The following is a 25,231-nucleotide window of genomic DNA, read 5'->3' as shown; positions in this document are numbered from 1 at the left end:
CGAGTCCAATTACAAACAATTCTAAAAAATAAAAATTATGATTAAAGTATGTATAGCTGATAACTATCCCGTTGTGCATTTTGGAGTGAAATCTTACTTTAAAGATAATGCAGACATTTCGATTGCCGCCAATGTCGGTAATTTCTTGATGGTGCGGGATATACTTCAAACGAAAGACATTGATGTATTAGTACTAGATTTAGAACTGGAAGGTCTCTCCAGTATCTTTGAAGTTAAAGCACTCTTGAAAAGTTTTCCAAAAACTAAAATTATTATTTACAGTGGTCTTTCTGAACAAATTTATGCGCCAAATGCCATTAAAGCCGGAGTATCTGGTTTTGTGCATAAATCAGAAAAATTAGAGACTTTAGGTATATCTATTATCAAAGTATACCAAGGGAAAATAATAATGAATGAAACCGTTAAGAAGAACTTAGCGTTGATTGCAAAACAAAGTAAAAGTGAGCGTTTGTACCGCAAACTGTCAAATCGCGAAGTAGAAGTTTTACGTTATTTAAGTGGAGGTAAGAAAAACCACGAAATTGCTGAAATCTTAAATCTTAACGAAAAAACAATTAGTACTTACAAATTACGATTGCTTACAAAACTGAACGTTACAAATCTTGTAGATTTAGTTGACAAAGCAAAAAAATTAGAGATTGTCTAATTATACCTAGACATAACTCTTCCTAATTTTTTAGAGAAAGAATGGATTAAAATATTGTAATCCATGATCATCGACATAGACTCTGTATTATCTGAATTTGATTCTGATAATATGGAGTTTTTTAATTCTTCTATAATCATTCCTACTAAATACCATCTCATAGTTAGAATCGTTTCTGAAACATTTTGTCCGATGGTATCATTTTTTGATTTGGGAAAAATATTTTGACCTTCCCAGTCATGCAAAACAAGACGTTCGTCCTCCATTAATATATCTGTTACCTCTTGAGCAAAATCAGGTTCTAAATGCATCAAATATTGCTCTAAATTAAAGCTTTCTTGTTGATTGAAGTAGGTTATTAAATTATTGAAAATATCCCTAAACAATGGGTTTGCTAATTCAACCTCATCCTCTTGCAGACTTAAATAAATTCTTTGATGTACTTTATATTGCTTTTTTTCAGTAAAGGTTGCAATCTCTCCATCTTCGTTTGCTTTTAAAAAAGTATCTTCAAATTCCTCTTCCTTATTTCCGTAAAGTAATAAGATTTCGATTATTTTTCTTTCTAGGCGATATAAGATATCAACTTTATGAGCACCAACAATACTTTCGTTTTTTACAACTTCAAAAGCTTTTTGAGTAGTTTCTGAATTACTATGTTTTTTACCGACTTCATTTGCTTCTTTTTGAACTAGCTGCGCTAAAGTACTTTGTAAAACTTGCTCAGAAATATCCATTATGCGAGAACATTCTTGAATATAAATTTCTCGTTGAATGCGATCTGGAATTTTTGAAATACTAACGACCATATCCCGAATCAAATCCGCTTTTTTAATTGGATCGTTTTTAGCTTCATTCATTAATATCGAGGCTTTAAACTGAATAAAATCTTTAGCATTATTTTCAAGATAATATACTAAATCATCATGCGAAGTCTTTTTAGCAAAACTATCGGGATCTTCTCCGTCAGGAAATGTACAAACTTTCACATTCATACCTTCTTCTAGAATCAAATCGATTCCTCGAATTGAGGCACGCAGTCCCGCAGCATCACCATCAAAAAGCATAGTGATATTCTTTGTCAATCGATTTACCAATCTAATTTGATCTGGCGTTAAAGCAGTACCTGATGAAGCCACTACATTTTCAATTCCAGCTTGATTAAACTGAACTACATCAGTGTATCCTTCTACTAAATAGCAATTGTCTAGCTTCGCAATAGATTGTTTTGCTTGATAAATTCCATACAGCACTTTACTTTTATGGTAAATATCGCTTTCTGGCGAATTAAGATATTTGGCCGCTTTTTTATCATTAGTGAGAATACGACCACCAAAACCTAATACTCTACCAGACATACTTTGTATAGGAAACATAACACGACCTTTAAATCGGTCGAAAGGCTTGTCTTCTCTCGCAATAGTCAAACCAGTGCTTTCTAGAAATTCTAATTTATATCCTTTTCCTAAAGCTTCTTTTGTAAAAGCATCCCAAGCTTCAGGAGAATAACCTAAACCAAATTTCTTTATAGTTTCATTAGTAAAGCCTCTTTCTTTAAAATAGGAATATCCAATTGCTTTTCCCTCTTCAGAATTTAAAAGTGTATTATGAAAATAAGTCTTTGCAAATTCTGAAACTAGATACATGCTCTCTCTAATATCAGTATTGGCCTTCTCCTCATCTGTTTGCTCCGTTTCTTCAATTTCGATATTATATTTCTTAGCTAAATATCTAATAGCTTCTGGATAAGTAAAATGCTCATGTTCCATTAAAAAAGCAACTGAATTACCACCTTTTCCTGAACTGAAATCCTTCCAGATCCCTTTTGCTGGAGAAACCATAAATGACGGAGAGCGTTCTTCAGAAAAAGGACTTAATCCCTTAAAGTTACTTCCAGCACGTTTTAAATTTACAAAATCGCCTATTACCTCCTCTACTCGAGCAGTTTCGAAAACGGTATCAATAGTAGCTTTTGAAATCAAAATGTAATTGGGAATTAAAAGATTTGACGAATGCAAAAATACACAAATGAAAGTTCATTCTTCTAAATCAAAACAAAAAAAAGTGCCTCTTTCGAAGCACTTTCTAACTAATTAACTAACTCAAAAAATATTAATTGAAATCGAAACGAACTCCTAACGAAACATTGTTCTGTTTCACTATATTATCTTTAAATAATGGACTCAAATCATATTTCAAATATAAACTAGTAGACTGATACCCTACGTAAGTACTTAAACCATACATAAAATCATTGGTATTGAAATCTCCTTTAAGTTTATCAGTAACCTTGAGATCATTTTTATCATACTTTGTTATTTGTTTTGATTTCAAATTTACTCCAGCATATCCACCCAATCCTAAACGAAAACTATTGTGCGTTCTAAAAAGTGTATTTCCATTTGATTCTTTATTACCTGAAAAATCAAATTCTAAATGTAATGGCGCAACTAAATAAACATTTCTAAAACGGGAATCATTTAAATTTCTAGAATCAACAACAAGATCCGTTTCTTTTCCATTTACAACAAAACTGCGATTATCCGTTGGACGAAGATTATTGTACATTACTGATAAACCATATTTAGCATGCAACAAATTATTTTTTTCTGCTATTCTACTGTTGTAGGTGATACCCAATTCATAGAAATGAGATCCTAAATATCTAAAATCAGAATTTTCAACTTTACCGTTTGTTACAACATTATTTAAACCTGCTGCAAAAACCATTTGACTTGTGGTGCGCTTGGACTTACGATTTTCTTTATCTTCATTACCATCGTATACTTTCAAGGACGTAATATTAATTTCTGTTTGATTTTTTCCAATTTCTGTATTACTTCCGCCAATCATAATCATTCTACCACCGCTTTTTTCTACTTCATTATCAAATTTACCATCAACATTATCTTGAATTAATTGATTTAACTTTGCTTCCTCGATCGCTACTTTTGCTTCAATAGTATTAGATCGTACTGATGCTTTCTCTAACTTTAGCATTTCCGCTTTTTCTTTAGTAACTATTCCTTTGGAGACATCCTGATTAATAGCCTCTATCTCTTCCTTTAAAGCCTTTTTTTCGCGTTCAGTAATTGATTTAATTTCGTCACCTATGGCTTTTGCTCTCTTTTCGAATGAAATTGCTTTATTTTTTCTTCCTTTAATGGTTCCTGTTTCGGCAACAGAATCGTCAATCACTTCTAACATGATGTCTTTGAACCAAACTTGACCTATGCCGTCCAGTAGTGTTCCGTACGAAATCGATGTTGCATCTGTTGGTACAAATAAAACGACTTCGTATTTCTTCCAATCGTTTGTACCTCTTATTCCTCTATTTTGCATGTTGTCAAAAGCAAGAACTTGAGTTTTATAAAAATCAACTCGCATCCACAGTCCGGCCCACGATTTTACATTTTCGGTTTTAATGTAACCAGACATTTTAACAGTTTTACCTTTGTAAGATTCAGATGAAACGCTTTTCATAAGAGTACCAAATCCATCAATCTTACTTTTGACTGACTTTATACTAAAAATGTATTCAGCAGCTGATTGTGGATTCTTTTCAAAACTCATATTATAATTAGGAGATGTTGGTTCCCAGTATGACCAGTCTAGAACGTACTTATAACTTCCCGTGCTTTGAGCATTTAATTTGGCGACCATTGCGACCAAAAGAATAACAGTAAATAAAATAATTTTTCTCATGATTTTCGTTTTTTGATTGATGATTGATGATTGATTTCTATTCTTGATAATTTCTATTAATTAATACTGTTCTAAGTGCATTATAATTTTTATTAATTTTATTGACCGCTGACTCTTTGAACGATTGATCGAGTTCGCTTTCAGCACTATTTAATAAATCGTTTGAGCTTACTGCGATACCACCTCTCGTTCTCTGGCTTATTTTATCAATTGTATTAATCTCATTTTTAGTAGTACTCACTTCTGCTAAAAGTTTTTCCGCTGACATATATCTATTTTTAGTGGCATTTGGTACGACAGGTTTTTCCGAAATGACTACCACAGCGTTTTTATCATTTGATACGTTATTAAGTGGAAGGTTATCGTCTTTATTTAATTTTCTTTCTGCCTTTGTAGTAGTATGCACACTTCCAACAATGTTGTTTGCTTTCGAATTATTATTATGTAATAGATCAGGATCTAAATATTCATTATCAACTTCCTCTTGTTCAGCATCATTACTATTCTGTTTTTGTTCAATAACTAAAGGCATAATATCAATTTGCACTGCAGGTTCAATCGCACGGAAATAGAAAGTTCCAATTAATAAAAAACCGACAAAACTTGCAGCAATATAGATCCAAAAAAAGTTCGCTTTTGGTTTCTCCTTTACAGTCAGCATAGCGTCTAGTTTTTCCCATGCCATTTTTGAAGGCTGAATTTCGCGAGCGTCTAACTGCTTCTTAAATTCTTTTTCAAATTTATTCAGTTCCATAACTATAATTTTTTGACTTGTTAATCTGTCCTTGCAACATTTTTCTAGCGTGTGATAATTGAGACTTCGACGTTCCTTCGCTAATACCTAAAAGTTCGGCAATCTCATGATGTTTAAAACCTTCAATTGCAAATAAATTAAAAACCATTTTATAACCATCTGGTAAACCATCAATCAAAAACTGAATATCTTCTATTGAAAATTTACTTTCGACATTATTAAAGCGCTCTTCAAAAAAAGTTTCGTCTTCAATGTATTTTATTTTCTTATTGACTCTAATAAAGGAAATACATTCATTTACCATAATTTTCCTGATCCAACATTCAAAACTTCCACTCTGCTGGAAATTCTTAAGATTAACAAACACTTTCATAAAAGCGGTTATCATAATATCTTCAGCTTGATGAATGTCTTTTATATATTGACGGCAAACACTTAACATTTTGGGAGAAAACTGAGTGTAAATCTGCTGCTGCGCTTGTCGATTATTATCGACAGCTAACTGGATTAATTCACTTTCTCGTTGATGTAAATTGATTACTTTCATAAATAGTTTCAATGGCAAAATTCAATGGCAATTTGAAAGTTCAATACTAACAGCAAAATTTTTAATTATAATTGCTTTTTGACATTGAATGGGACTTCTACTTACATAGACGAGAATAGATGCAAAAAGGTTGCATGTAGAATTAAAATATTTAAAAATTAGTTAACGAAAGAAATTAACCAACTCATTATAAGTGAATTAAAAATCAAAATAAAATGAAAAATTTAAAGAATTTTTCATTTTATCAATATTCTGATTTACTTTTTTCGTTCAATTACGTAATTAACCATTAAGATCAGAGCATCTTTATACTCAGAATCTGGGTAATTATTCAATAGTAAAAGTGCTTCTTGCTGAAATTCAATCATTTTGTCTTCCGCATAAAGTAAACCATTATTGTCTTTAACAAAAGCAATAACTTCTCTTACTCTTTTTTTATCTTTATTATGATTTTTAATAGAATTGATCAACCAGCTTTTTTCTTTTGAAGTACAAGTATTCAAAACATGAATTAGTGGCAATGTCATTTTTTGCTCCTTAATATCAATTCCTGTCGGTTTCCCAATAGCTTCATCAGTGTAATCAAATAAATCATCTTTGATTTGGAATGCCATTCCAATGAGTTCGCCAAATTTTCTCATGTTTTCTACTTGAGCATCATCTTCAATTACAGATTTTGCACCAAGAGCACAACAAGCAGCAATAAGTGTCGCTGTCTTTTTTCTAATAATATCGTAATAAACCTCTTCAGTAATATCAAGTCTTCGCGCTTTCTCAATTTGAAGTAATTCTCCTTCGCTCATTTCACGCACCGCAACAGAAATTATTCGAAGCAAATCAAAATCGCCATTATCTATAGAAAGTAAAAGTCCTTTTGATAATAAATAATCTCCAACTAATACTGCAATTTTATTTTTCCAAAGTGCATTAATTGAGAAAAAACCTCTTCGTCTATTACTGTCATCTACTACATCGTCATGAACTAAGGTCGCGGTATGAATTAATTCTATAACGCACGCTCCACGATAAGTTCGCTCATTTACAATTCCTGCTGAAACCATTTTTGACGTTAGAAAAACAAACATCGGTCGCATTTGCTTCCCTTTTCTGTTGACAATATAATAGGTGATTCTGTTCAGCAAAGCCACTTGTGAGGTCATCGATTGATAGAACTTTTTCTCGAAAAGTTCCATTTCTTTGAAAATGGGCTGTTTTATTTGTGAAGTAATATTCATTAAGGCCAAAGATACGTTTTTAGCCTACAATCTTACAACTGCTTTCCTTGTTTTAGAGCTTATTTAAAAAGAAAAAAATTAAGCTTCTTTATTTGCAAGTTGGCCACAAGCAGCATCAATATCTTTTCCACGGCTTCGTCTAACTTTTACAACAATTCCGCTGGTTTCTAATGCTTTTATGTAAGCATTTATAGATTCCTCTGAAGCTTGTTGAAATTCGCCATCATCAATTGGGTTGTATTCAATCAAATTCACTTTACAAGGAACGTATTTGCAAAATTTAACTAATGCATCTATTGATTCTTTATTGTCGTTAATTCCTTTCCAAACAACATATTCGTATGAAATTTTACTTTTAGTTTTTCTGTACCAATATTCTAATGATTCACGTAAATCTGCAAGCGGAAAATTAGCGCTAAAAGGCATTATTCGCGAGCGAATTTCATCAATAGCAGAATGTAGCGATACTGCTAATTTAAATTTCACATCATCGTCAGCTAATTTTTTAATCATCTTTGGAACTCCCGAAGTTGATAACATAATTCTTTTTGGAGACATCCCTAAACCTTCTGGCGAAATGATCATTTCAATTGCTTTCAACACATTATTATAGTTCATGAGCGGTTCACCCATTCCCATAAAAACGATGTTAGATAAAGGATGATTGTAGTACAATCTACTTTCTTTATCTATAGCTACTACTTGATCATAAATTTCAGCTGGCTCTAGATTACGCATTCTTTTAAGTCGCGCTGTCGCACAAAAATTACAATCTAAACTACAACCTACTTGACTAGATACACAAGCCGTTGTCCTGGTATTTGTTGGAATTAAAACCGATTCAACCACTAAACCATCATGTAATCGGACAGCATTTTTTACAGTTCCGTCCTCACTGCGTTGAATCGTATCTACATTGATATGATTGATGACAAAATTAGCTTCTAACATATTTCTTGTTTCTTTTGAAACATTTGTCATATCATCAAAACTATGTGCGCCTTTACTCCAGAGCCATTCGTAAACTTGATTCCCACGAAAAGCTTTATCGCCGTGCGTAACAAAAAACTCTCTCAATGCTTCTTTAGATAAGGCTCGTATGTCTTTTTTATCAATTTCCATGCTGCAAATTTAATGACAATTTCTTGATTTGTTGATTTGATAATTTGATAACTTTGTCGACAATTGAAAATAATTAAAATAATGCATTTCATATCCCAAGAACTAGAAGATTACATTGAGCAACATTCTGAAAAAGAACCTGAATTATTAGCAGCGTTAAATAAAGAAACATATCAGAAAATACTACTTCCTCGCATGTTGAGCGGGCATTTTCAAGGTAGAGTTTTAAGTATGTTAGCAAAACTTATTCGACCACTGAATATTCTAGAAATTGGCACATATACTGGCTATTCAGCACTATGCTTGTGTGAAGGAATGCAAGAAAACGGAACGCTACATACAATTGATATTAAAGAAGAATTAGTTGACTTTCAAAGAAAACACTTCAATAAATCTCCATGGGGAAAACAGATTTTTCAGCATTTGGGAGAAGCAGTTTCTATAATTCCAACGTTAGAACGGAAATTTGACTTAGTGTTCATCGATGCAGACAAAGAAAATTATCTCAACTATTTTGAATTGATTTTACCAAAAATGAATAAAGGAGGGATTATTTTGTCTGATAATGTTTTGTGGAGTGGTAAAGTTCTTGAACAAGTAAATCCAAATGATTTGAGCACAAAAATAATAATGGAATATAATGACTTACTAAAAAACGATCCTAGAGTAGAAACTGTATTACTTCCTATTCGTGATGGCTTGACCGTAAGTCGGATTTTATAGATAAAATAGAAAATTCGAAAAGTTATAAGATAGGCTTTGGAAAATACTTTTGTTGTGCTGCGCGATAGATTTTAAACATCAAAAATCCAAATATAGCACCAAATAAATAGCCCGTTAGAATATCTAGTGGATAGTGTAATCCTATATAAATTCTACTGTAAGCAAAAATAAATGGCCATATAAAAATCAAACCAAAATACTTAAAGTAAGATCTTAAAGTAAAATATAGCAAGGTTGCAACAGCCATTGAGTTTGATGCATGCCCAGAAAAGAAACTAAAAGATCTTCTAACTTGCACTACACGCAAAATCGTGTTGATTTCAGGATTGTTACACGGTCGTAAACGCTGAAAACCATTCTTGAATACATTTGTCATTTGGTCCGTAAAAGTCACTAAAAGAGCAACAAATAGAAGTAGATACAAAGTTTGCTTTGCTCCTAATTTTTTAAATATGACATATAACAACAATAAGAACAAAGGAATCCAATTGCTTTGTTTTGTTATAAACAACCAAAGTCCGTCGTAAGCTGGCGAACCTAAACCATTTAAAAAAAGTAATAAATCAGTATCTAAAGAAAGTAATTTTTCCAACATTACATTTGACGTTTTATAGGTCCTGGAATATCATCAATAATTTCTTTGGTTGATTCCACCGAGGCGTTTACATCTCCTAACATATTATCTTTAGCTTTATTTATTTCAGAAGTAATATTTCCAGCCATGTCATGAAACTGGGAAGTATCACCTAAAAGATTTTCCTTCATCTTAGTAACTTCACTAGTTAAATTAACTCGTAAATCTCCTAACGTTTTAGCGTCAAAACCACTATTATCTGCACCCTTTTGAATTTCGCTTTTAATATCGTTTGTGGCGTTTTTAAGTTGCGCCATTGCTTTACCCATTGTACGTGCAATTTCAGGTATTTTATCAGACCCAAAAAGCATTAAAACTATAAACATGATGAAAATTAATTCCCCTCCACCTATACCAAACATATATTTTGTTTTTTATTGCTACAAAGATACCAATTTTTGAACCTGCTACTTTTAAATATTTCATAAAAAAAAAGACTCTTTTCAGAGTCTTTTTAGATTTTATAATTGCTTAGTCAAATTTAGATTTTACTTCTTGTTTTGGCCAAGTGTTATTAGTGACATCGATGTCAGCTGTTTCTAATTTTGGATCTATTTGGATTTTCTTGATTGCTTTTTCAGTAGCATATACTTTCTTAGCGGTATCATTATTTTTTCTCCAAATTTGTGCTGGATATTTGAACATCTCAGTTGTATTATCTTCATAAGTTAATTCAACAATGATAGGCATTAGCATTCCACCTGGTTTATTGAACTCTACTTCGTAGAAAAACTTAGGAGATTTTAATTTTGATTTTTCTTCGGCAGTAAACTTTGTGTTCACATAGTCTGAAAGTAAATTAACATCTTCAATTTTTAACGCTTTCTTATTTTTAGAAGATAATTCTCCGCTTGTACTTGCAACTAAATATACAAAAGGACCTTTTTCTTCGCCAAATCGACCTCTTTTAACAATAGCGTCTTTCAATTCTTTTGTAGGCGTTTCAGTTACAAAATATTGTTTTACATCTTTAACTCCAATATCTACAAAATCAGTTGAGTAAAACCATCCTCTAAAAAACCAGTCTAAATCTACTGCAGAAGCATCTTCCATAGTTCTAAAAAAGTCTTCTGGTGTAGGATGCTTGAATTTCCATCTATTTGCGTAAATTTTGAAGGCATGGTCAAACAATTCTCTTCCCATAATTGTCTCTCTCAAAATGTTCAATCCTGTTGCAGGCTTACCGTAAGCGTTTGCACCAAACTGAGCTATAGTTTCAGAGTTAGACATGATAGGTTCTAAGAATTTTTGATCTCCACTCATGTAAGGAACGATTTTACTAGCAGGACCACGACTTGAAGGGAAGTTTGTTCCCATTTCTTGTTCAGCTACATATTGTAAAAATGTATTCAATCCTTCATCCATCCATGACCATTGACGCTCATCAGAGTTTACAATCATTGGGAAAAAGTTGTGTCCTACTTCGTGGATTGTAACTCCAATCATTCCATTTTTAATACGCTCACTTAGCACCCCATTTTCATCAGGACGACCGTAATTCCAGCAAATCATAGGATATTCCATTCCTTGATCTTCTGCAGATACTGAAACAGCTTTTGGATAAGGATAATCAAAAGTATGTGACGAGTAGCTTTTCAATGTGTGCGCTACAGTACGTGTTGCTGTTTCACCCCAAAAAGGATTTGCTTCCTTAGGATATATAGAAACTGCCATTACTGACCTTTCACTTAACTTCACAGCCATCATATCAAGAATGAATTTTCTCGAAGTAGAAATACCAAAATCTCTTACATTCTTAGCACTAAACTTCCAAGTTTTCTTCTTGTTTGAGAATCCTTTTTCAGCTGCTTCCGCTTCCGCTTGAGTAACAATAACAACTGGCTTGTCGTACGTTTTCAATGCCAACTCATATCTTTTTACTTGCTCAGGCGTGAAAACTTCACTTCTGTTCATTAAATCACCAGTAGCTTCCATAACGTGATCAGCTGGAACTGTAATGTTTACATCAAAATTACCGAAAGGCAATGTAAATTCACCTGTTCCCCAGAATTGCATATTTTGCCATCCTTCAACATCGTTATAAACGGCCATTCTTGGATAAAACTGAGCAATTACATAAAGTTTGTTACCATCTTTCTCGAATAATTCATACCCTGAACGACCACCTTCTACTCTGTAGTTATTGATGTTGTAATTCCACTTAATCGAAAAAGAGATTTTCTCTCCAGGTTTCATAGGTGTTACTAAATTAATACGCATCATTGTGTGATTAATCGTGTAAGACAATGGGCTACCTTTTATATCTTTTACCGACTCAATATTAAATCCTCGATCTAAATCTTGTTTCAAAAATTTATTAGCAAAATTTGATGCTGGAAAAACCTGCTCCATTCTTTGGCTATCTGCTAAAGGTGTTTCAGAAGTTTTTGCTGCTTGATTTTGGTCTAACTGTATCCATAAATACTCCAAAGTGTCTGGAGAATTATTATGATATGTAATTACCTCAGAACCTTTGATGCTAGAATTTTTATCATCTAGCTCAATGTCTATTTTGTAATCAGCTTGTTGTTGATAATATGCTGGACCTGGCGCTCCAGATGCAGTACGAAACATGTTAGGAGTTGCTAACAAATCATACATTTGACTGAACTTATTGTTGTCGTATCTGCCTGGTTCTTTAGTAGCAGATGCAGGTGTTTTTTCTTGAGCAAACAATAGTGCCGGAAGAAATAATAATAAGGATAATTTTCTCATAGGTTTAAATCTGGTTTTTCAATCTGTGAAAATAACAATTTTATATAAATCTATCTTATATAATTAATATTTTAACATGCCCTTAGATGATGATTCACTAAAAAGCAACGTATTTTTCACTCCTAAAACATTAAAATGCATAATATTTTGCTGCTCTGAGTTTCCTTCGGTGATGATAGCATTGTAAATTTCTAATCCAGTTACCTTGTTAATATCTTTAATACTGAAGTAACAAATAAGCACATCTCCCTCCATTTCTTTGCTTAAGAACTGGGCAGATTTAAGTTGACCATTTACTTTGATAGAAAATTTTTCATTGAAATATTTTTTAAACAAATTTAAATCCTCTACCGTTTCCGTTTCAGAACCTAGATTCATTTTCTTTTTATACTTTTTTCCAATACTGTTATTCACATCATCAACAAATAACCTTGCTGTTATCTGTAACATCTTCTTTTCAGGAGCATAATTTACTTGGTAGAGCGAAACGTAGAACTTATGCGCACTAAAGGAAGTAAGGGTTAAAAATAAAAAACCTAAAAATGTAATTAAAATTGTTTTTTTCATTTTTCAAAATTAGTAATTCTTTTAAACTCTTCATTCTTGGTGATTAAAAAATCGATCAACATAAATTCATCTTTTTCTTTTAATAATGTTTTCGATTTTGGATCATTTTCACAATAATCAAGAAAAAGTCCAATTTCATCCACTTTCAAGTTCAAGGTATTTGTAAAAAAATAGCGATCTACACCTTTTGAAACAGCATCAGCAAATCCTAGTTGTGAAATTGACTCCGCCTTTTCAGCGTTATCTTTTCTAAATAATTTAGAAACCATTTTAAACATTCGAACAAAGTCCATTCCGTTTTCTATGGTTCCATCAGATGGCATCGCTCTATTTTTAGGGGAAGATTGAACATCATCGATAAACTCCATATCAACAATTTTTTGAGAACTTGGAATTGCTGGCTTTATTTCTGTTTTCCCTTTCACAATAACTTCATTAAGAATCGTGGTTTGCGATTCTAAGTTGAGAACTAATAATGGCTTTAAAAAATCTTTGTCTTGAAGAACGATTTTACGCGACTTAAAGGTAGCACTTGATACTAGCAAAGTATCTTTGGCTTTTGCCAAAATATCAAAAAAACCTTGGTTACTTATAAAGGTGCGAGTTTTCGAATTTAAATTAAAAACGTAGCCATTATCGACAAGTGCAGTTTCATTTTGAAACTGACCATGCAAGGGTTTCCTATTTTCATTTTGAGCAAAAATTAATTGGGTAAAGAAAATCAAACAAATTATTCCGATTTTATTTTTCATTTTGGAGTGGTTTTACGTTTTATACCTTTAGAGAAAATTTATTATTAGGAAAAATCACGATGCACTTATTTTTTTTCAATAAGGATAAGTGCTTTATATTCCTTAGCTAATGTAATCATAAAAAAAGTAATTTCATCTGCATTGTTAGAAGTTAGCACCTTCAAAAAAGCATCGTTTTCGACACTATAATATTTAAAACCACTAACGTACTTAGAGGAAATGCCTAAAGTGTTGGTAAAAAAGTCCCGTGGATACAATTCAGAAATCTTGTTGAGATAAATTTCTTTCTGCTCTAGAGCCACCAACTTCTTTAATCTCTTTGTTCTACCATTAATCTTATTTATCAACGGATCAAGTGGCATCGTACCACCTATCAAATTAAGTAACATTATAGGTTTAAAATCGCCGGCAGTTTGTAATTTCCGTTCAGCTGGAGAATATCTCTTAGGTTCCTTAGACAGAATACCTAATGACACTGCCGAAAAATTACTTTTTTTCACAACCACATCTTTAAGTTGTATTGTTTTAGGAAACATTTTTACAAAAAATTCTCCAGATAAAAAAATAGTAGAATTGATTTTTAACCGATGGGATTCTAAGTTTTCTGCTGTAAAAACTAAGACATCATTTATTTTAGCCGAAATATAAAAATAACCTTCTTTGTTATTTTCGCTTGTTTTTCCATTTACTACGTTTAGTATATGCACTGCACTAGCATCATTAGAATCTAATATGATATTACCATAAATCATTTTTTCATTAGCGACCTGACCAAAAGAAATTTGACGGATTAGAAGGAAAAATAAAATTATAATTCTACTTGATTTCAACAGCAATTATTTCATTATAAGTTTCAGCAAGTTCTACAATCAAAAACATGACTAAGGCTTTGTTTTTAGCGCGAAGTGCATTAGCAAAAGGAACATCTTCTACACAGTAATACTGAAATCCTTTTATGTACAATTTAGGAATTTTTAAAGTTTCGAGATAATAATGATCTTCAAACAGCACATCAATACGAGCTAAGAGTCGCTCCTTTTTCTCTACAATAATCTCTTTTTTCAACATCGCTTTTCGCCCAGAAATGGTATTAAGTAATCCATCTATTCCATTTCCAGAAGTTGCCGTATATAATTTTCTTTCGGCGGCTGAGTATTTTTTCTGTCCGTATGGAATTATTCCCAAACTCTCTGCGGAAATGGTTGCTTCATTAACTACTACTTCTTTCAGCAGTACACTTCGAGAAATCATATTAACGGTCAAAAAATCCTTCACTAAATCTTCTGAAACAATTTTCTTTCGAACAGTTTCAAGATTAACAGCCGTAAAAATCAAGATGTCATTTACGCTAACTAATAATTTAAAATTACCATTGGTATCTGAAATTGTTGCTTTCTCAGTTGTAGTATTTACAATATTTACCCGCTCCACAGATACGGAGTCGGCAGTTATTAAACCGCTAATTTCCTTCACTTCTCTTATTTGCGAAGTGGCGAAATGGAACACTAAAAAAAAGAGTAGCTGTAATGTAATTTTAATTTTCACACGCGATAATTTCTTTATATTTAATAGCTAATTCACTTATTAGAAAAGTTATGGTAGCTACATTTTTAGATTTTAAAATAGTAACAAAACTTTCATTTTCCACAGCATAATATTCAAAACCTTTTACGTATTCTGAAGGGATTTTTAATTTGTTGACGTAAAAATTTGCATCAAACATATTTTCAAGCTGTCTGAGGTAGGATTCTTTTTTTTCAACTTCTAATTCTTTCTTTAGCATCTTAGTCCGACCAGAAATCCAGTTAAGCAATGGATCTGCAGAAATTGACCCGCCCATCATTGTACCTACATTTGCAGATGCATTTAAATTTGTAGCCGTGCTTAATCTTCGTTCTGCCGGAGTATAAGATCTCTGACCTTTTGGAATTATTCCCATCGAAACAGAATTAATTCTATTACTTACAATCACCTCATCAAGTTGATTTATTACAGCGTTCATTTTCACAGTGACAAGCTTATCTTCAAAATCCTTACTAGTTAAAGCTATTCTCATTTCCCGAAATTGTGTCGAGGAAAAAACCAAAGTATCTCCCACGGTTGCAAAAGTTGTAAATTCACCTTCTTGATTTGTAATCGAAGTCTTTTCGGTTTTTTGATTTATTACATAAATGCCATCTAAAGCAGCTATTTCAGCAAAAACTTTACCTTTCAATTGTGTTCTTGGCATTTGTTGCGCCCAAATATTAGCTGATGCAAGAGCCAAAAATAAATACACAATTCTAATCATAGTTTCAAAAGCTGTAATTGATAGCACGTAAAAGTATCCTAATGCCTTCTAAATTAACTGCTAATGCCTTGGTAAAAAAATGTTAATTAAAAGTTTGAAATAAAATAACCTTATCTCTATCTTTAGCATAAATTAAGAAATATAAAAATGAAAAACATATTAATCGCAAGCTCATCATCAATAAATAATGGTGATTTTCTAGATTATTTATTACCAGAGCTAGAAATACATTTTAAAAACTGCAATACTATTCTATTTATACCTTATGCTCGACCTGGAGGAATTTCGCATGAGGAGTACACAACAAAAGTTGCATTGGCTTTCGCCAAAATAAATAAAAACGTAACTGGAGTCCATGAATTTGAAGATGCAGCATTAGCAATTAAAAATGCCGAAGGTATTTTTACTGGTGGAGGAAGCACATTTGTTCTTGTTTCACAATTGTATAAAAACAATATCGTGAGAACTCTTTCAGAAGCTGTAAAGAATGGAACTCCATATTTAGGAACTAGCGCCGGCAGTAATATATGCGGACTTTCAATGCAAACTACAAATGACATGCCGATAGTTTATCCGCCAAGTTTTCAAACACTAGGCTTAATTCCATTTAATTTAAATCCTCATTATTTAGATCCCGACTTAAATTCGAATCACATGGGCGAGACAAGAGAAACTAGAATTAAAGAATTCCATGCTTATAATTCAGTTCCTGTATTAGGACTTCGAGAAGGAAGTTGGCTTGATGTAAAAGGAGATAAAATCACTTTAAAAGGAAATTTAACTGCGCGTTTATTTACGCAGAACAATACTCCTGTGGAATTAGAAAGTGGAAAAGATCTTAGTTTTATAAAATAGACAAAACAAAAAAACCTCAAACAGAGTTTGAGGTTTTAGAGCGAAAGACGAGGCTCGAACTCGCGACAACCAGCTTGGAAGGCTGGAGCTCTACCAACTGAGCTACTTTCGCATTATAAACAGTAAAATAAAATTTCAAAATAAATTTGAAATTTAGAGCGAAAGACGAGGCTCGAACTCGCGACAACCAGCTTGGAAGGCTGGAGCTCTACCAACTGAGCTACTTTCGCATTAACAACGGTGCAAATATAATTAATAAGTTTGCTTGAATGCAAGTTTTTTTTTGAAAAAGTCTAAAAGTAAACTTTAAACTTTGCTACTATAAAGCCATTTACAATCATAAAGAATTTAATATGAAATTATTATAAATTTAAAAGCACTAAAAAAGAATTAAAAATCTGATGATAAATATAAGAAAAATAACCGCTTTAGAAGTAATTCCTGTCCGACATCTGGTCCTTCGAATTGGAAAACCTATCCAAACTTGCACTTTTGATGGAGATAATTTACCAACAACCGTTCATATTGGATTATATAAAGATGAAAACCTTTCAGGAGTAGTGTCTTTATTTAAAGCAAATACCGAATTATTTAGTTTGAAAAATCAATTTCAAATTCGGGGAATGGCAGTTTTAAAAGAAAGTCAGAAAAAAGGTTTTGGTGATCTGTTAATTCAAAATGCTGAAGAATTTTGTGCTGAAGAGAAAACCGATTTAATTTGGTTTAACGCAAGACAAGAAGCAACTGGTTTTTATAAAAAAATGGGATACAAGATAAAAGGGGAACCTTTTGAAATATCAGGTGTTGGTGAGCACGTTGTAATGTACAAAGAATTGAAATAGAGTTTGCAGTGTCGTGAAACTCGCGATATTTAAATTTGCTGATAATACTTCAGAAATAAGAACTTGGCAATTTTCCAAAAAAATCAAAATTACAATAATGAAAAATTCCCTATAAATTCTAATTTAGCATCTAAACTAGAATCTACAGGGAATTATAATTGTATGAAGTATATCTGAATGTGCCTTGAAAGAGTACTTTCTGACTTATAAAACTCAGTTTCTAATTAAGAAAGTGATTTCGTTCCAAATTTAGAAACTCTAGAAGGATGATAGATAAAAAAACATGACTTGTCTTTTATCATACTAATAATCTCTTTAGATAATTCATTAGGAACAGCAGGACAACCTTGACTTCTTCCTAATCTATGATTGTTTTTTATAAAAGAATCTGAAACATAATCAGCTGCATGCATTACTACGCCTCTTGCTCTTGCATTATCATTCACTCCTTTTTCTAAACCGTCAAGACGAAGTGACATTCCGTGTTTACCATTGTAAATTTCGCCAGTAGAATAAAATCCTAAACTACTTTTAAAAGATTCATTAGCATTTGAGAAATTAGAGGCAAACTCCTCACCCGTATTTCTTCCATGAGCTACTAAAGAATTAAAGAGTACATCTCCAGTAATTAAATTAATAACCCAAAGTCTTTTTGTATTTGAAGACATACTAAAATCGATTATAGTAAGAATGTCTTTCTTGATTAAGCCTTTTTCTTTTAAAGAATAATATCCCTTTAAAGCAACGGCAAAGCTTTCTAATTTTGGTAATGCAAACTTTTTAGAGTGTAAATTACTGTAAGCAGTTTCAATTTTAGCTTCAACAGTAGTTTCTAAGGTTTTAGCGTAAACGGTGGGTTTTGAAATCTTCGTATCAGAAGATATTGTGTTGTTAGGAATAACTGAAGCAAGTACAAATAAAATAGTAGGAATTATTGTATAAATCATTGATTTTCTTTTAGTTACTAATTAACTCGGGTTGCAAACTTACGGTAAAAAATAGAAATGAAAATCTATTTAACAGAACTTTATTCTTCTTATAACGAAAATTATGATTTATTATTGAGTTAAACACCTTTAAATCTGATATTCTTATGTTAATTTTATTATTTTTGTTTCGATTCAACTACTAAAATATGTCATATTTTCGCTATCTAAGCCTGCTTTTTTTACTATTATATAATTTTAATCTTTACAGTCAAAAAAAGACACTCCAAGCTAAATCTACGACAGAGGACATAACCATCGATGGTAAATTAAACGAAGAAATTTGGAAATCAGCTGCTGTTGCTTCAAATTTTGTAATGTTTGAGCCAGATAATGGAAAGCCAATTAACGAAAGTAAAAAAACAGAAGTAAAAGTGTTGTATGACAATGATGCGATCTATATATCAGCGTTATTATACGACGATGAACCTAATAAAATTAAAAAAGAGATTACGAATAGAGATGTTTTTGGAGTTTCTGATCATTTTTCTGTTTACATAAATGGATTCAATGACGGACAACAAGATTTTAGGTTTTTTGTAAGCGCAGCCGGTGTTCAAATGGACTGTTTAGCAACTGAAGATTTCGAGGATTTTACATGGGATGCAATTTGGGACAGTGAAGTATTGCTGACAGAATTTGGTTGGGTCGTTGAAATGAAAATTCCTTACGCAGCTTTACGTTTTTCTAAATCACAAAAACAAACTTGGGGCTTAAATTTTATGAGAGAAATTAAGCGCGATGTTCAAAAATACACTTGGAATCATATAGATACTAAAATTGGCGCCGTGATACCTCAAGCAGGAATTCTTGAAGGAATCGAAAATATAAAAACCCCTACTCGACTTTTCTTAATACCTTATACTTCGGCTTATTATCAACAGAGCGACATTGGTTCTGACACTACTTTAAAAGCTGGATTAGATATTAAATATGGTATCAATGACTCATTTACATTAGATGCGATTTTAGTTCCTGATTTTGGCCAAACAAAATTTGATAATGCTATTTTGAATTTACTTCCTTTCGAACAAAAATTTGAAGAGAACAGACCTTTCTTCACAGAAGGCACTGATTTATTTAATAAAGGTGGCTTATTTTATTCTAGAAGAATTGGTGGCGAACCAAGCTCTGAACCTGAAACAGCTACTAATGAAGAAATTAATAATTATCCCAGCACTGTTAATTTACTAAATGCTGTAAAAATATCGGGTAGAACAGAAAATGGATTGGGCATTGGTTTTTTGAACGCTGTTACCGAAAAAACTAAAGCAACTATATTTAATAGCGATACTAATGAATCGCGTAAAGAAGTTATCGAACCACTGACCAATTATAATATGATCGTTCTTGATCAACGATTTAATCAAAATTCGTCTGTATCCTTTATTAATGCCAATACGACACGAAATGGAAATTTTAGAGATGCTAACGCCACCGCATTGGTTTTTGATTTGAATACAAAAGAGAACACTTATAACTTATATGGAGATTTTAAATTTAGCCATGTCAACACAATAAAAGATTACAATGGCTACAAAACAGCCTTAAATTTCGAAAAAACAAATGGAAGATATCGTTATTTACTTTCGGGAAAATACATTTCAGAGAACTATGATATTAATGATTTGGGGATAATTTTTTATACTAATTACCATGGTGCTCTGGCAAATGGGAGTTACCGTATTTTAAACCCTACTAAAGTATTCAATACTCTAAAAGTTGAACAAGAACTAAATCTAGAAATTCAAAACACTACCGGAAAAGTTCAAGAAGGTTGGTATAAAACAGTGCTAAAAGGAACTTTCTTGGGCAATGATTATTTTGAGTTAGGAATAATTATTAACCCATTAAAAACATTTGATTTCTACGAGCCAAGGGAGTATGGCAGATATGTTTATGTTCCTAAAAGAGTCGCTTCTTACTTTGGTTTCGAATTAAATAGAAACAATGCTTTAACATTAGATATGACTTTTAATTTCACAAAATTTGATGAGGATAAAAGATTGACGCACGGATTTTACGCCAGTCCAAAATACCGCTTCAATGATAAACTATCTCTTGCGTATGCCTTAGAATATACAAAAATGAAGAACGATCGTGGATGGGTAGATTTTGATAATTTAGGAACTGTATTTACAGAAAGAAATCGAGAAATCTTGCAAAATGATCTTACTGGAAAATATTCTTTAAATAATAAAATGACCATCAATTTGACGGCACGATACTATTGGTCATATTCTAAAAACCATGATTTTTTAACTTTACAAAACAATGGCTATTTGACGCCAAACACAACTTACAACTTAAACAAGGATAGAAATTTTAATTCTTGGAACTTTGACCTATCCTATTCTTGGTGGTTTGCACCAGGAAGTGAGCTTTCTATTTTGTATCGCAATTATGGCTTAGAACGCGCTTCTACAGTAGAAAAAGATCTTTCAAGAAATCTTAAAAATATATTTAATAGCGATCTAACCAATGTGCTTTCAATAAGCGTTCGCTATTTTATAGATTACAACTCTGTTAAAAATAAATTTTAATTTAATACTAAAGTGTAACATTCAACTGAAAAGCGAGTCTATTAAAACAAACTATTCAGTAAACTGGTCTTTTCTTCCTTTCGCGCTATTTTGGTTTTTTCATAAATACATCAATCAATCAAATCAATCGTGTCATGAAAAAGTATCTCGTAACAATTTCCCTTCTATTTTCGCTCTTTGGCTACAGCCAAAAAAAAGTTTTACAAACTAAATTCATTTCTGAAAAAATTGAAATTGATGGAAAATTAGACGAAAGTATCTGGCAATCAGCGGAAATCGCAACCGACTTTATTATGTTTGATCCTGATAATGGAAAAAAGATTCCAGATAGCAAGAAAACTGAAATTCGGGTTTTATATGACAACGATGCCATCTATATAGGTGCGATGCTATATGACGAAAATCCACAAAAAATATTAAAAGAAATTACGCAGAGAGATAATTTTGGGACCTCTGATTTATTTGGCGTTTTCATTAATGGATACAATGACGGTCAACAAGATTTTCAATTTTTTGTCAATGCCGCAGATGGTCAAGCAGATTGTATTACAACAGATACTAATGGTGAAGACTACTCTTGGGACGCGGTTTGGAACAGTAAAGCTGTAATTACCGATGTAGGTTGGGTTGTGGAAATGCGCATTCCATATGCTGCACTGCGATTCTCTGGAGAAAGTAAGCAAACTTGGGGGCTGAATTTCTTTAGAGAAATTAGGCGCGACAGACAAAAATATACTTGGAACTTCATCGATTCAAAGCTTGGTACTTTTACCCAACAATCAGGTGTTTTAGAGGGAATTGAAAATATAAAACCTCCTACTCGACTATTTCTTTTACCTTATTCATCTTTTTATGTGAATGCAAATTCTCGCCAAAAAACAACTGGAACAATAAAAGGCGGTCTTGATTTAAAGTACGGAATAAATGATGCTTTCACACTTGATATGATTCTAGTTCCAGATTTTGGACAGACAAAATATGACGATCAAATTCTAAATTTAGGACCTTTTGAGCAACAGTTTAATGAAAATAGACCGTTTTTTACAGAAGGTACAGATTTGTTTAGTAAAGGAAATTTAGTGTACTCTCGAAGAATTGGAGGAAATCCATCCGTTTATCCCACTATTGAAGCTAATGAAGAAATCATCGATAATCCTGCAAGCATCAACCTCATCAATGCATTAAAAATATCGGGGAGAACTAAGGATGGTTTGGGAATAGGAATACTAAATGCAGTTACCGAAAAAACATCAGCAACAATACTAAACAACGACAACAAAACCGTTAGAAAAGAAGTCGTGGAACCACTCTCTAATTATAATGTTTTAGTATTAGATCAGCGCTTTCGCAAAAATTCCTCGATTGCGTTTGTAAATACAAATGTTACGCGAAACGGAGGGTTTAGAGATGGAAATGTTAGTGCATTAGTTTGGGATTTAAATACTAAAAAAAATACGTACAGCTTGAATGGCGATTTTAAATACAGCTATATCAATGCTACAGACAATAAAAAAGGAATTAATTCTCAATTAAACTTTTCAGAAACAAGCGGAAAGTATCGCTACGGAATTGGTGCCGACATTACTACTAAAGATTTTGATAACAATGATTTAGGAATAAATTTTGAGACAAATTATTACAGCTTTTATGGAAATACAAGTTATAGGATTTTAAATCCAACTAAGATTTTCAATAGTTTTACTGCAAGGTTAAATGCTTATTCACAATTTCAAAAAGAAACTGGAAAAATTCAGTCTGGAGATATTAATTTCCAAATTAATTCGAGCACTAAGAAGAATCTTTCTTTAGGCATGGGACTAAATGTGAATCCGCTTGAAACGTACGATTATTATGAATCCAGAACAGCTGATCGTTACTTGATCACTCCAGCAAAAATAAATATGTCTTTATACATTTCTACTGACTATAATAAAAGTTTTGCTGTTGATTTTAATCCTTCTTACCAAATTTACAACGAGGAGGGCCGAAATTCTTATGGCTTTGCTTTTGGTCCTAGATATCGTTTCAATGATAAAATATCGATAAATTATAATATCAATTTTTACAGAGACAATAACGATAAAGGTTTTATTGACCGTTTAAAGGACGACTTAGATCCAGTAACTCCAGCAACCATTATTTATGCAAATAGAAACGTAATTACGTATGCTAATAGTTTCTCTGGAAAATACTCTTTAAACAGTAAAATGTCCTTCAATCTATCTTTAAGACATTACTGGTCTTACGCTGAAAATAAAAATATTTTGTCACTACAACAAAATGGACGATTAGCTGATTACACTGGTTATACCGTAAATAAAAATTCAAGTTTCTATTCCTGGAATACAGATTTATCATACTCATGGTGGTTCGCTCCTGGAAGTCAAATATCAGTTTTATATCGCAATAACGCTGGTGCATTTGAAAGAGATATCAATAAAGATTTTAGAAACAACGTCACTAATTTATTGAACAACGATGCTTTGAGTCACGTTTTTTCAATAAGCGTACGCTACTTTATAGACTACAATCAGATTAAGAATAAATTCTAAATGCATTAACTGTAAAAAAGAGAAAAGCTAACAATCAAATGTTTATTTTTCAGGCCTGTTAATCTCTGAATCAACAATAGTTAAAATGAAGTGACTTCAATTTTTAGAAATACTTTATCTTTGTTTAAAATAACTTTGCGATGAATAAAAAAGTAATTCTTATGATTTTGGACGGTTGGGGAAAATCTCCTGATCCAAAAGTTTCAGCAATTGACAACGCTAACGTACCCTTTATAAATAGCTTATATAGAAATTATCCAAGTGCTCAACTTCGAACTGACGGTTTGAATGTGGGACTGCCTGAAGGGCAAATGGGAAATAGCGAAGTCGGACACATGAATCTTGGTGCCGGCCGAATTGTTTATCAGGATTTAGCTAAAATTAATTTGGCTGTAGCCAATGACACCTTAGCAAAAGAGCAAGTATTAATAGACGCTTTTACATATGCAAAGGCTAACAATAAAAAAGTACACTTTTTAGGACTTGTTTCAGATGGTGGCGTTCATTCTCACACCTCTCACTTACGTGGACTGATTGATGCAACGCAACAATACGGACTAGAAAATGTTTTTGTTCACGCCTTCACCGATGGTCGCGACGTGGATCCAAAATCGGGTAAACATTACATTCAAGATTTACAAGATTATATTGCTAATACTACTGTAAAATTAGCGTCGATAATTGGACGTTATTACGCTATGGATCGCGACAGACGCTGGGAACGAGTAAAATTAGCTTACGAATTATTAGTAAACGGTGTTGGAACTCATTCAAAAGATGCAGTCGCTTCAATCGAAGAAAGCTACGAAGTAAATGTAACTGATGAATTCATTCACCCAACAGTTATCGTCGATGATGCTGATAAACCATTAGCTACTATCGAAGAAGAAGATGTTGTTATTTTCTTCAACTTTAGAACAGACAGAGGGCGCGAATTGACTGAAGTTTTAACACAGATAAATTGTCACGAACACAATATGCATAAACTTAATTTGTATTATGTAACGCTGACAAATTATGACGAAACGTACAAGAATGTAAAAGTTGTTTACAATAAAGATAACATAACAGAAACGCTTGGTGAGGTTTTAGAAAAAGCAAATAAAAAGCAAATTAGAATTGCTGAAACAGAGAAATATCCCCACGTTACCTTTTTCTTTTCTGGTGGACGAGAAATGCCATTTGACGGAGAAAGCAGGATATTAAAAAACTCGCCAAAGGTTGCAACTTACGATTTACAGCCAGAAATGAGTGCTTATGAATTAACAGATGCTTTAGTTCCTGAACTTAATAAAGGAGAAGTCGACTTTGTTTGTCTGAATTTTGCAAATGGTGATATGGTAGGACACACTGGAATAATGAGTGCTGCGATACAAGCCTGTGAAGCGGTTGACAAGTGTGTAGAAAAAGTAATTGCGGCTGCATTAGCTAATAATTACACAACAATTGTCATTGCAGATCACGGAAACTGTGAAACAATGATTAATCCCGATGGAAGTCCGAATACGGCTCACACGACAAATCCAGTCCCAATTATATTAGTCGATAAAGAGTTGAAACAGATTCACAATGGAGTTTTAGGTGATATAGCTCCAACAATCTTAGAATTGATGGGAGTTGAAAAACCTGAAGTAATGAGTTGTCATTCCTTGCTATAAATAATTTATAAATTAAAAATGCTGTCTTAATAGGACAGCATTTTTTTTTAGAGAAAGATTTAGTTTTAAAAATAGTAAACGTCG

General features: G+C 32.4%; 22 protein-coding genes and 2 tRNA genes. 7 read left to right on the top strand and 17 right to left on the bottom strand.

Annotation, left to right across the window (positions count from 1 at the left end; all coding sequences use genetic code 11):
- The first annotated feature begins 37 nt into the window (after positions 1 to 37).
- A complete protein-coding gene (locus BC961_RS01340; RefSeq protein ID WP_121924058.1) occupies positions 38 to 667 on the top strand; it encodes a response regulator transcription factor in 630 nt (209 codons plus the stop codon).
- Here the strand turns inward: BC961_RS01340 and dnaG are convergent.
- The 6 genes from dnaG to rlmN form a co-directional block, all read right to left on the bottom strand.
- Entirely contained in the window at positions 664 to 2,649 is a 1,986-nt protein-coding gene (gene dnaG, locus BC961_RS01335; RefSeq protein ID WP_121924057.1) for a DNA primase, read from the bottom strand. The two genes, BC961_RS01340 and dnaG, sit on opposite strands and share 4 nt — an antisense overlap.
- 130 nt (positions 2,650 to 2,779) lie before the next feature.
- On the bottom strand, positions 2,780 to 4,372 hold the full coding sequence (locus BC961_RS01330) for a hypothetical protein (RefSeq protein WP_147440525.1): 1,593 nt from the start codon (positions 4,370 to 4,372) through the stop codon (positions 2,780 to 2,782).
- Between the two features lie 37 nt (positions 4,373 to 4,409).
- Positions 4,410 to 5,126 (bottom strand): hypothetical protein, encoded by a 717-nt coding sequence (locus tag BC961_RS01325; RefSeq protein WP_121924055.1) that lies wholly within the window; start codon positions 5,124 to 5,126, stop codon positions 4,410 to 4,412.
- Positions 5,113 to 5,673, bottom strand: coding sequence for an RNA polymerase sigma factor (locus BC961_RS01320; RefSeq protein ID WP_121924054.1), 561 nt, complete (start codon positions 5,671 to 5,673; stop codon positions 5,113 to 5,115). The genes BC961_RS01325 and BC961_RS01320 overlap by 14 nt, the downstream gene beginning before the upstream one ends.
- A 257-nt stretch (positions 5,674 to 5,930) precedes the next feature.
- Positions 5,931 to 6,908 carry a polyprenyl synthetase family protein gene (locus tag BC961_RS01315; RefSeq protein WP_121924053.1) on the bottom strand — a complete coding sequence of 326 codons (978 nt, stop codon included), beginning with the start codon at positions 6,906 to 6,908 and terminating at the stop codon, positions 5,931 to 5,933.
- A gap of 78 nt (positions 6,909 to 6,986) precedes the next feature.
- Complete coding sequence (gene rlmN, locus BC961_RS01310; protein ID WP_121924052.1) at positions 6,987 to 8,030, bottom strand: 23S rRNA (adenine(2503)-C(2))-methyltransferase RlmN; 1,044 nt, start codon at positions 8,028 to 8,030, stop codon at positions 6,987 to 6,989.
- An 81-nt stretch (positions 8,031 to 8,111) separates the two neighbouring features.
- Between rlmN and BC961_RS01305 the strand changes: the two genes are divergently transcribed.
- Positions 8,112 to 8,753 (top strand): O-methyltransferase, encoded by a 642-nt coding sequence (locus BC961_RS01305; protein ID WP_121924051.1) that lies wholly within the window; start codon positions 8,112 to 8,114, stop codon positions 8,751 to 8,753.
- 22 nt (positions 8,754 to 8,775) lie between these two features.
- Here the strand turns inward: BC961_RS01305 and BC961_RS01300 are convergent, their stop codons facing one another.
- The 8 genes from BC961_RS01300 to BC961_RS01265 form a co-directional block, all read right to left on the bottom strand.
- Positions 8,776 to 9,348 (bottom strand): phosphatase PAP2 family protein, encoded by a 573-nt coding sequence (locus BC961_RS01300; protein ID WP_121924050.1) that lies wholly within the window; start codon positions 9,346 to 9,348, stop codon positions 8,776 to 8,778.
- A complete protein-coding gene (locus BC961_RS01295) occupies positions 9,348 to 9,749 on the bottom strand; it encodes a Sec-independent protein translocase subunit TatA/TatB (RefSeq protein WP_121924049.1) in 402 nt (133 codons plus the stop codon). The genes BC961_RS01300 and BC961_RS01295 overlap by 1 nt, the downstream gene beginning before the upstream one ends.
- 109 nt (positions 9,750 to 9,858) lie before the next feature.
- Entirely contained in the window at positions 9,859 to 12,102 is a 2,244-nt protein-coding gene (locus tag BC961_RS01290; protein WP_121924048.1) for a M1 family metallopeptidase, read from the bottom strand.
- 63 nt (positions 12,103 to 12,165) lie between these two features.
- Positions 12,166 to 12,669, bottom strand: a complete 504-nt coding sequence (locus BC961_RS01285; RefSeq protein WP_121924047.1) for a DUF6702 family protein — start codon at positions 12,667 to 12,669, stop codon at positions 12,166 to 12,168.
- The gene (locus BC961_RS01280; protein ID WP_245980778.1) at positions 12,666 to 13,421 is read right to left on the bottom strand and encodes a hypothetical protein; all 756 of its coding nucleotides are present in this window, start codon (positions 13,419 to 13,421) and stop codon (positions 12,666 to 12,668) included. The genes BC961_RS01285 and BC961_RS01280 overlap by 4 nt, the downstream gene beginning before the upstream one ends.
- A gap of 65 nt (positions 13,422 to 13,486) precedes the next feature.
- Positions 13,487 to 14,251 (bottom strand): hypothetical protein, encoded by a 765-nt coding sequence (locus BC961_RS01275; RefSeq protein ID WP_121924046.1) that lies wholly within the window; start codon positions 14,249 to 14,251, stop codon positions 13,487 to 13,489.
- Positions 14,238 to 14,966 carry a carboxypeptidase-like regulatory domain-containing protein gene (locus BC961_RS01270; protein ID WP_245980776.1) on the bottom strand — a complete coding sequence of 243 codons (729 nt, stop codon included), beginning with the start codon at positions 14,964 to 14,966 and terminating at the stop codon, positions 14,238 to 14,240. The genes BC961_RS01275 and BC961_RS01270 overlap by 14 nt, the downstream gene beginning before the upstream one ends.
- Positions 14,956 to 15,711 carry a hypothetical protein gene (locus tag BC961_RS01265; RefSeq protein ID WP_121924045.1) on the bottom strand — a complete coding sequence of 252 codons (756 nt, stop codon included), beginning with the start codon at positions 15,709 to 15,711 and terminating at the stop codon, positions 14,956 to 14,958. Before BC961_RS01265 ends, BC961_RS01270 begins: the two co-directional genes overlap by 11 nt.
- Positions 15,712 to 15,858: 147 nt before the next feature.
- Here BC961_RS01265 and pepE point away from each other — a divergent pair, with 147 nt between their 5' ends.
- Positions 15,859 to 16,566, top strand: a complete 708-nt coding sequence (gene pepE, locus BC961_RS01260) for a dipeptidase PepE (RefSeq protein WP_121924044.1) — start codon at positions 15,859 to 15,861, stop codon at positions 16,564 to 16,566.
- A gap of 39 nt (positions 16,567 to 16,605) precedes the next feature.
- Here the strand turns inward: pepE and BC961_RS01255 are convergent.
- Positions 16,606 to 16,678 (bottom strand) — tRNA-Gly (locus BC961_RS01255).
- A gap of 45 nt (positions 16,679 to 16,723) precedes the next feature.
- Positions 16,724 to 16,796: transfer RNA gene (locus BC961_RS01250), tRNA-Gly, on the bottom strand.
- Between the two features lie 171 nt (positions 16,797 to 16,967).
- Between BC961_RS01250 and BC961_RS01245 the strand changes: the two genes are divergently transcribed.
- Complete coding sequence (locus tag BC961_RS01245; protein ID WP_121924043.1) at positions 16,968 to 17,408, top strand: GNAT family N-acetyltransferase; 441 nt, start codon at positions 16,968 to 16,970, stop codon at positions 17,406 to 17,408.
- Positions 17,409 to 17,632: 224 nt separating this feature from the next.
- Here the strand turns inward: BC961_RS01245 and BC961_RS01240 are convergent, their stop codons facing one another.
- The gene (locus BC961_RS01240; RefSeq protein ID WP_121924042.1) at positions 17,633 to 18,355 is read right to left on the bottom strand and encodes a murein L,D-transpeptidase catalytic domain family protein; all 723 of its coding nucleotides are present in this window, start codon (positions 18,353 to 18,355) and stop codon (positions 17,633 to 17,635) included.
- A gap of 188 nt (positions 18,356 to 18,543) precedes the next feature.
- Here BC961_RS01240 and BC961_RS01235 point away from each other — a divergent pair, with 188 nt between their 5' ends.
- From BC961_RS01235 to gpmI, 3 genes are all read left to right on the top strand, one after another.
- Positions 18,544 to 20,937, top strand: coding sequence for a DUF5916 domain-containing protein (locus tag BC961_RS01235; protein ID WP_121924041.1), 2,394 nt, complete (start codon positions 18,544 to 18,546; stop codon positions 20,935 to 20,937).
- Positions 20,938 to 21,071: 134 nt separating this feature from the next.
- A complete protein-coding gene (locus tag BC961_RS01230; protein WP_121924040.1) occupies positions 21,072 to 23,489 on the top strand; it encodes a DUF5916 domain-containing protein in 2,418 nt (805 codons plus the stop codon).
- Positions 23,490 to 23,629: 140 nt separating this feature from the next.
- The gene (gpmI, locus tag BC961_RS01225; RefSeq protein ID WP_121924039.1) at positions 23,630 to 25,147 is read left to right on the top strand and encodes a 2,3-bisphosphoglycerate-independent phosphoglycerate mutase; all 1,518 of its coding nucleotides are present in this window, start codon (positions 23,630 to 23,632) and stop codon (positions 25,145 to 25,147) included.
- The last annotated feature ends 84 nt before the right edge of the window (positions 25,148 to 25,231 follow it).

Origin of the sequence: Flavobacterium weaverense, from assembly GCF_003688495.1 — a bacterium.
Classification (GTDB): domain Bacteria; phylum Bacteroidota; class Bacteroidia; order Flavobacteriales; family Flavobacteriaceae; genus Flavobacterium; species Flavobacterium weaverense.
This window is presented reverse-complemented; position numbering and strand designations above follow the sequence as displayed.

Excerpts from the sequence above, each read along its gene's own strand:
- BC961_RS01240 (WP_121924042.1), bottom strand. The coding sequence starts at position 18,355 with ATGATTTATACAATAATTCCTACTATTTTATTTGTACTTGCTTCAGTT.
- BC961_RS01235 (WP_121924041.1), top strand. The coding sequence starts at position 18,544 with ATGTCATATTTTCGCTATCTAAGCCTGCTTTTTTTACTATTATATAAT.
- BC961_RS01305 (WP_121924051.1), top strand. The coding sequence starts at position 8,112 with ATGCATTTCATATCCCAAGAACTAGAAGATTACATTGAGCAACATTCT.
- gpmI (WP_121924039.1), top strand. The coding sequence starts at position 23,630 with ATGAATAAAAAAGTAATTCTTATGATTTTGGACGGTTGGGGAAAATCT.
- pepE (WP_121924044.1), top strand. The coding sequence starts at position 15,859 with ATGAAAAACATATTAATCGCAAGCTCATCATCAATAAATAATGGTGAT.
- BC961_RS01265 (WP_121924045.1), bottom strand. The coding sequence starts at position 15,711 with ATGATTAGAATTGTGTATTTATTTTTGGCTCTTGCATCAGCTAATATT.
- BC961_RS01315 (WP_121924053.1), bottom strand. The coding sequence starts at position 6,908 with ATGAATATTACTTCACAAATAAAACAGCCCATTTTCAAAGAAATGGAA.
- BC961_RS01290 (WP_121924048.1), bottom strand. The coding sequence starts at position 12,102 with ATGAGAAAATTATCCTTATTATTATTTCTTCCGGCACTATTGTTTGCT.
- BC961_RS01245 (WP_121924043.1), top strand. The coding sequence starts at position 16,968 with ATGATAAATATAAGAAAAATAACCGCTTTAGAAGTAATTCCTGTCCGA.
- BC961_RS01330 (WP_147440525.1), bottom strand. The coding sequence starts at position 4,372 with ATGAGAAAAATTATTTTATTTACTGTTATTCTTTTGGTCGCAATGGTC.
- BC961_RS01320 (WP_121924054.1), bottom strand. The coding sequence starts at position 5,673 with ATGAAAGTAATCAATTTACATCAACGAGAAAGTGAATTAATCCAGTTA.
- BC961_RS01285 (WP_121924047.1), bottom strand. The coding sequence starts at position 12,669 with ATGAAAAAAACAATTTTAATTACATTTTTAGGTTTTTTATTTTTAACC.
- BC961_RS01280 (WP_245980778.1), bottom strand. The coding sequence starts at position 13,421 with ATGAAAAATAAAATCGGAATAATTTGTTTGATTTTCTTTACCCAATTA.
- BC961_RS01325 (WP_121924055.1), bottom strand. The coding sequence starts at position 5,126 with ATGGAACTGAATAAATTTGAAAAAGAATTTAAGAAGCAGTTAGACGCT.
- rlmN (WP_121924052.1), bottom strand. The coding sequence starts at position 8,030 with ATGGAAATTGATAAAAAAGACATACGAGCCTTATCTAAAGAAGCATTG.
- BC961_RS01340 (WP_121924058.1), top strand. The coding sequence starts at position 38 with ATGATTAAAGTATGTATAGCTGATAACTATCCCGTTGTGCATTTTGGA.
- BC961_RS01300 (WP_121924050.1), bottom strand. The coding sequence starts at position 9,348 with ATGTTGGAAAAATTACTTTCTTTAGATACTGATTTATTACTTTTTTTA.
- BC961_RS01295 (WP_121924049.1), bottom strand. The coding sequence starts at position 9,749 with ATGTTTGGTATAGGTGGAGGGGAATTAATTTTCATCATGTTTATAGTT.
- BC961_RS01230 (WP_121924040.1), top strand. The coding sequence starts at position 21,072 with ATGAAAAAGTATCTCGTAACAATTTCCCTTCTATTTTCGCTCTTTGGC.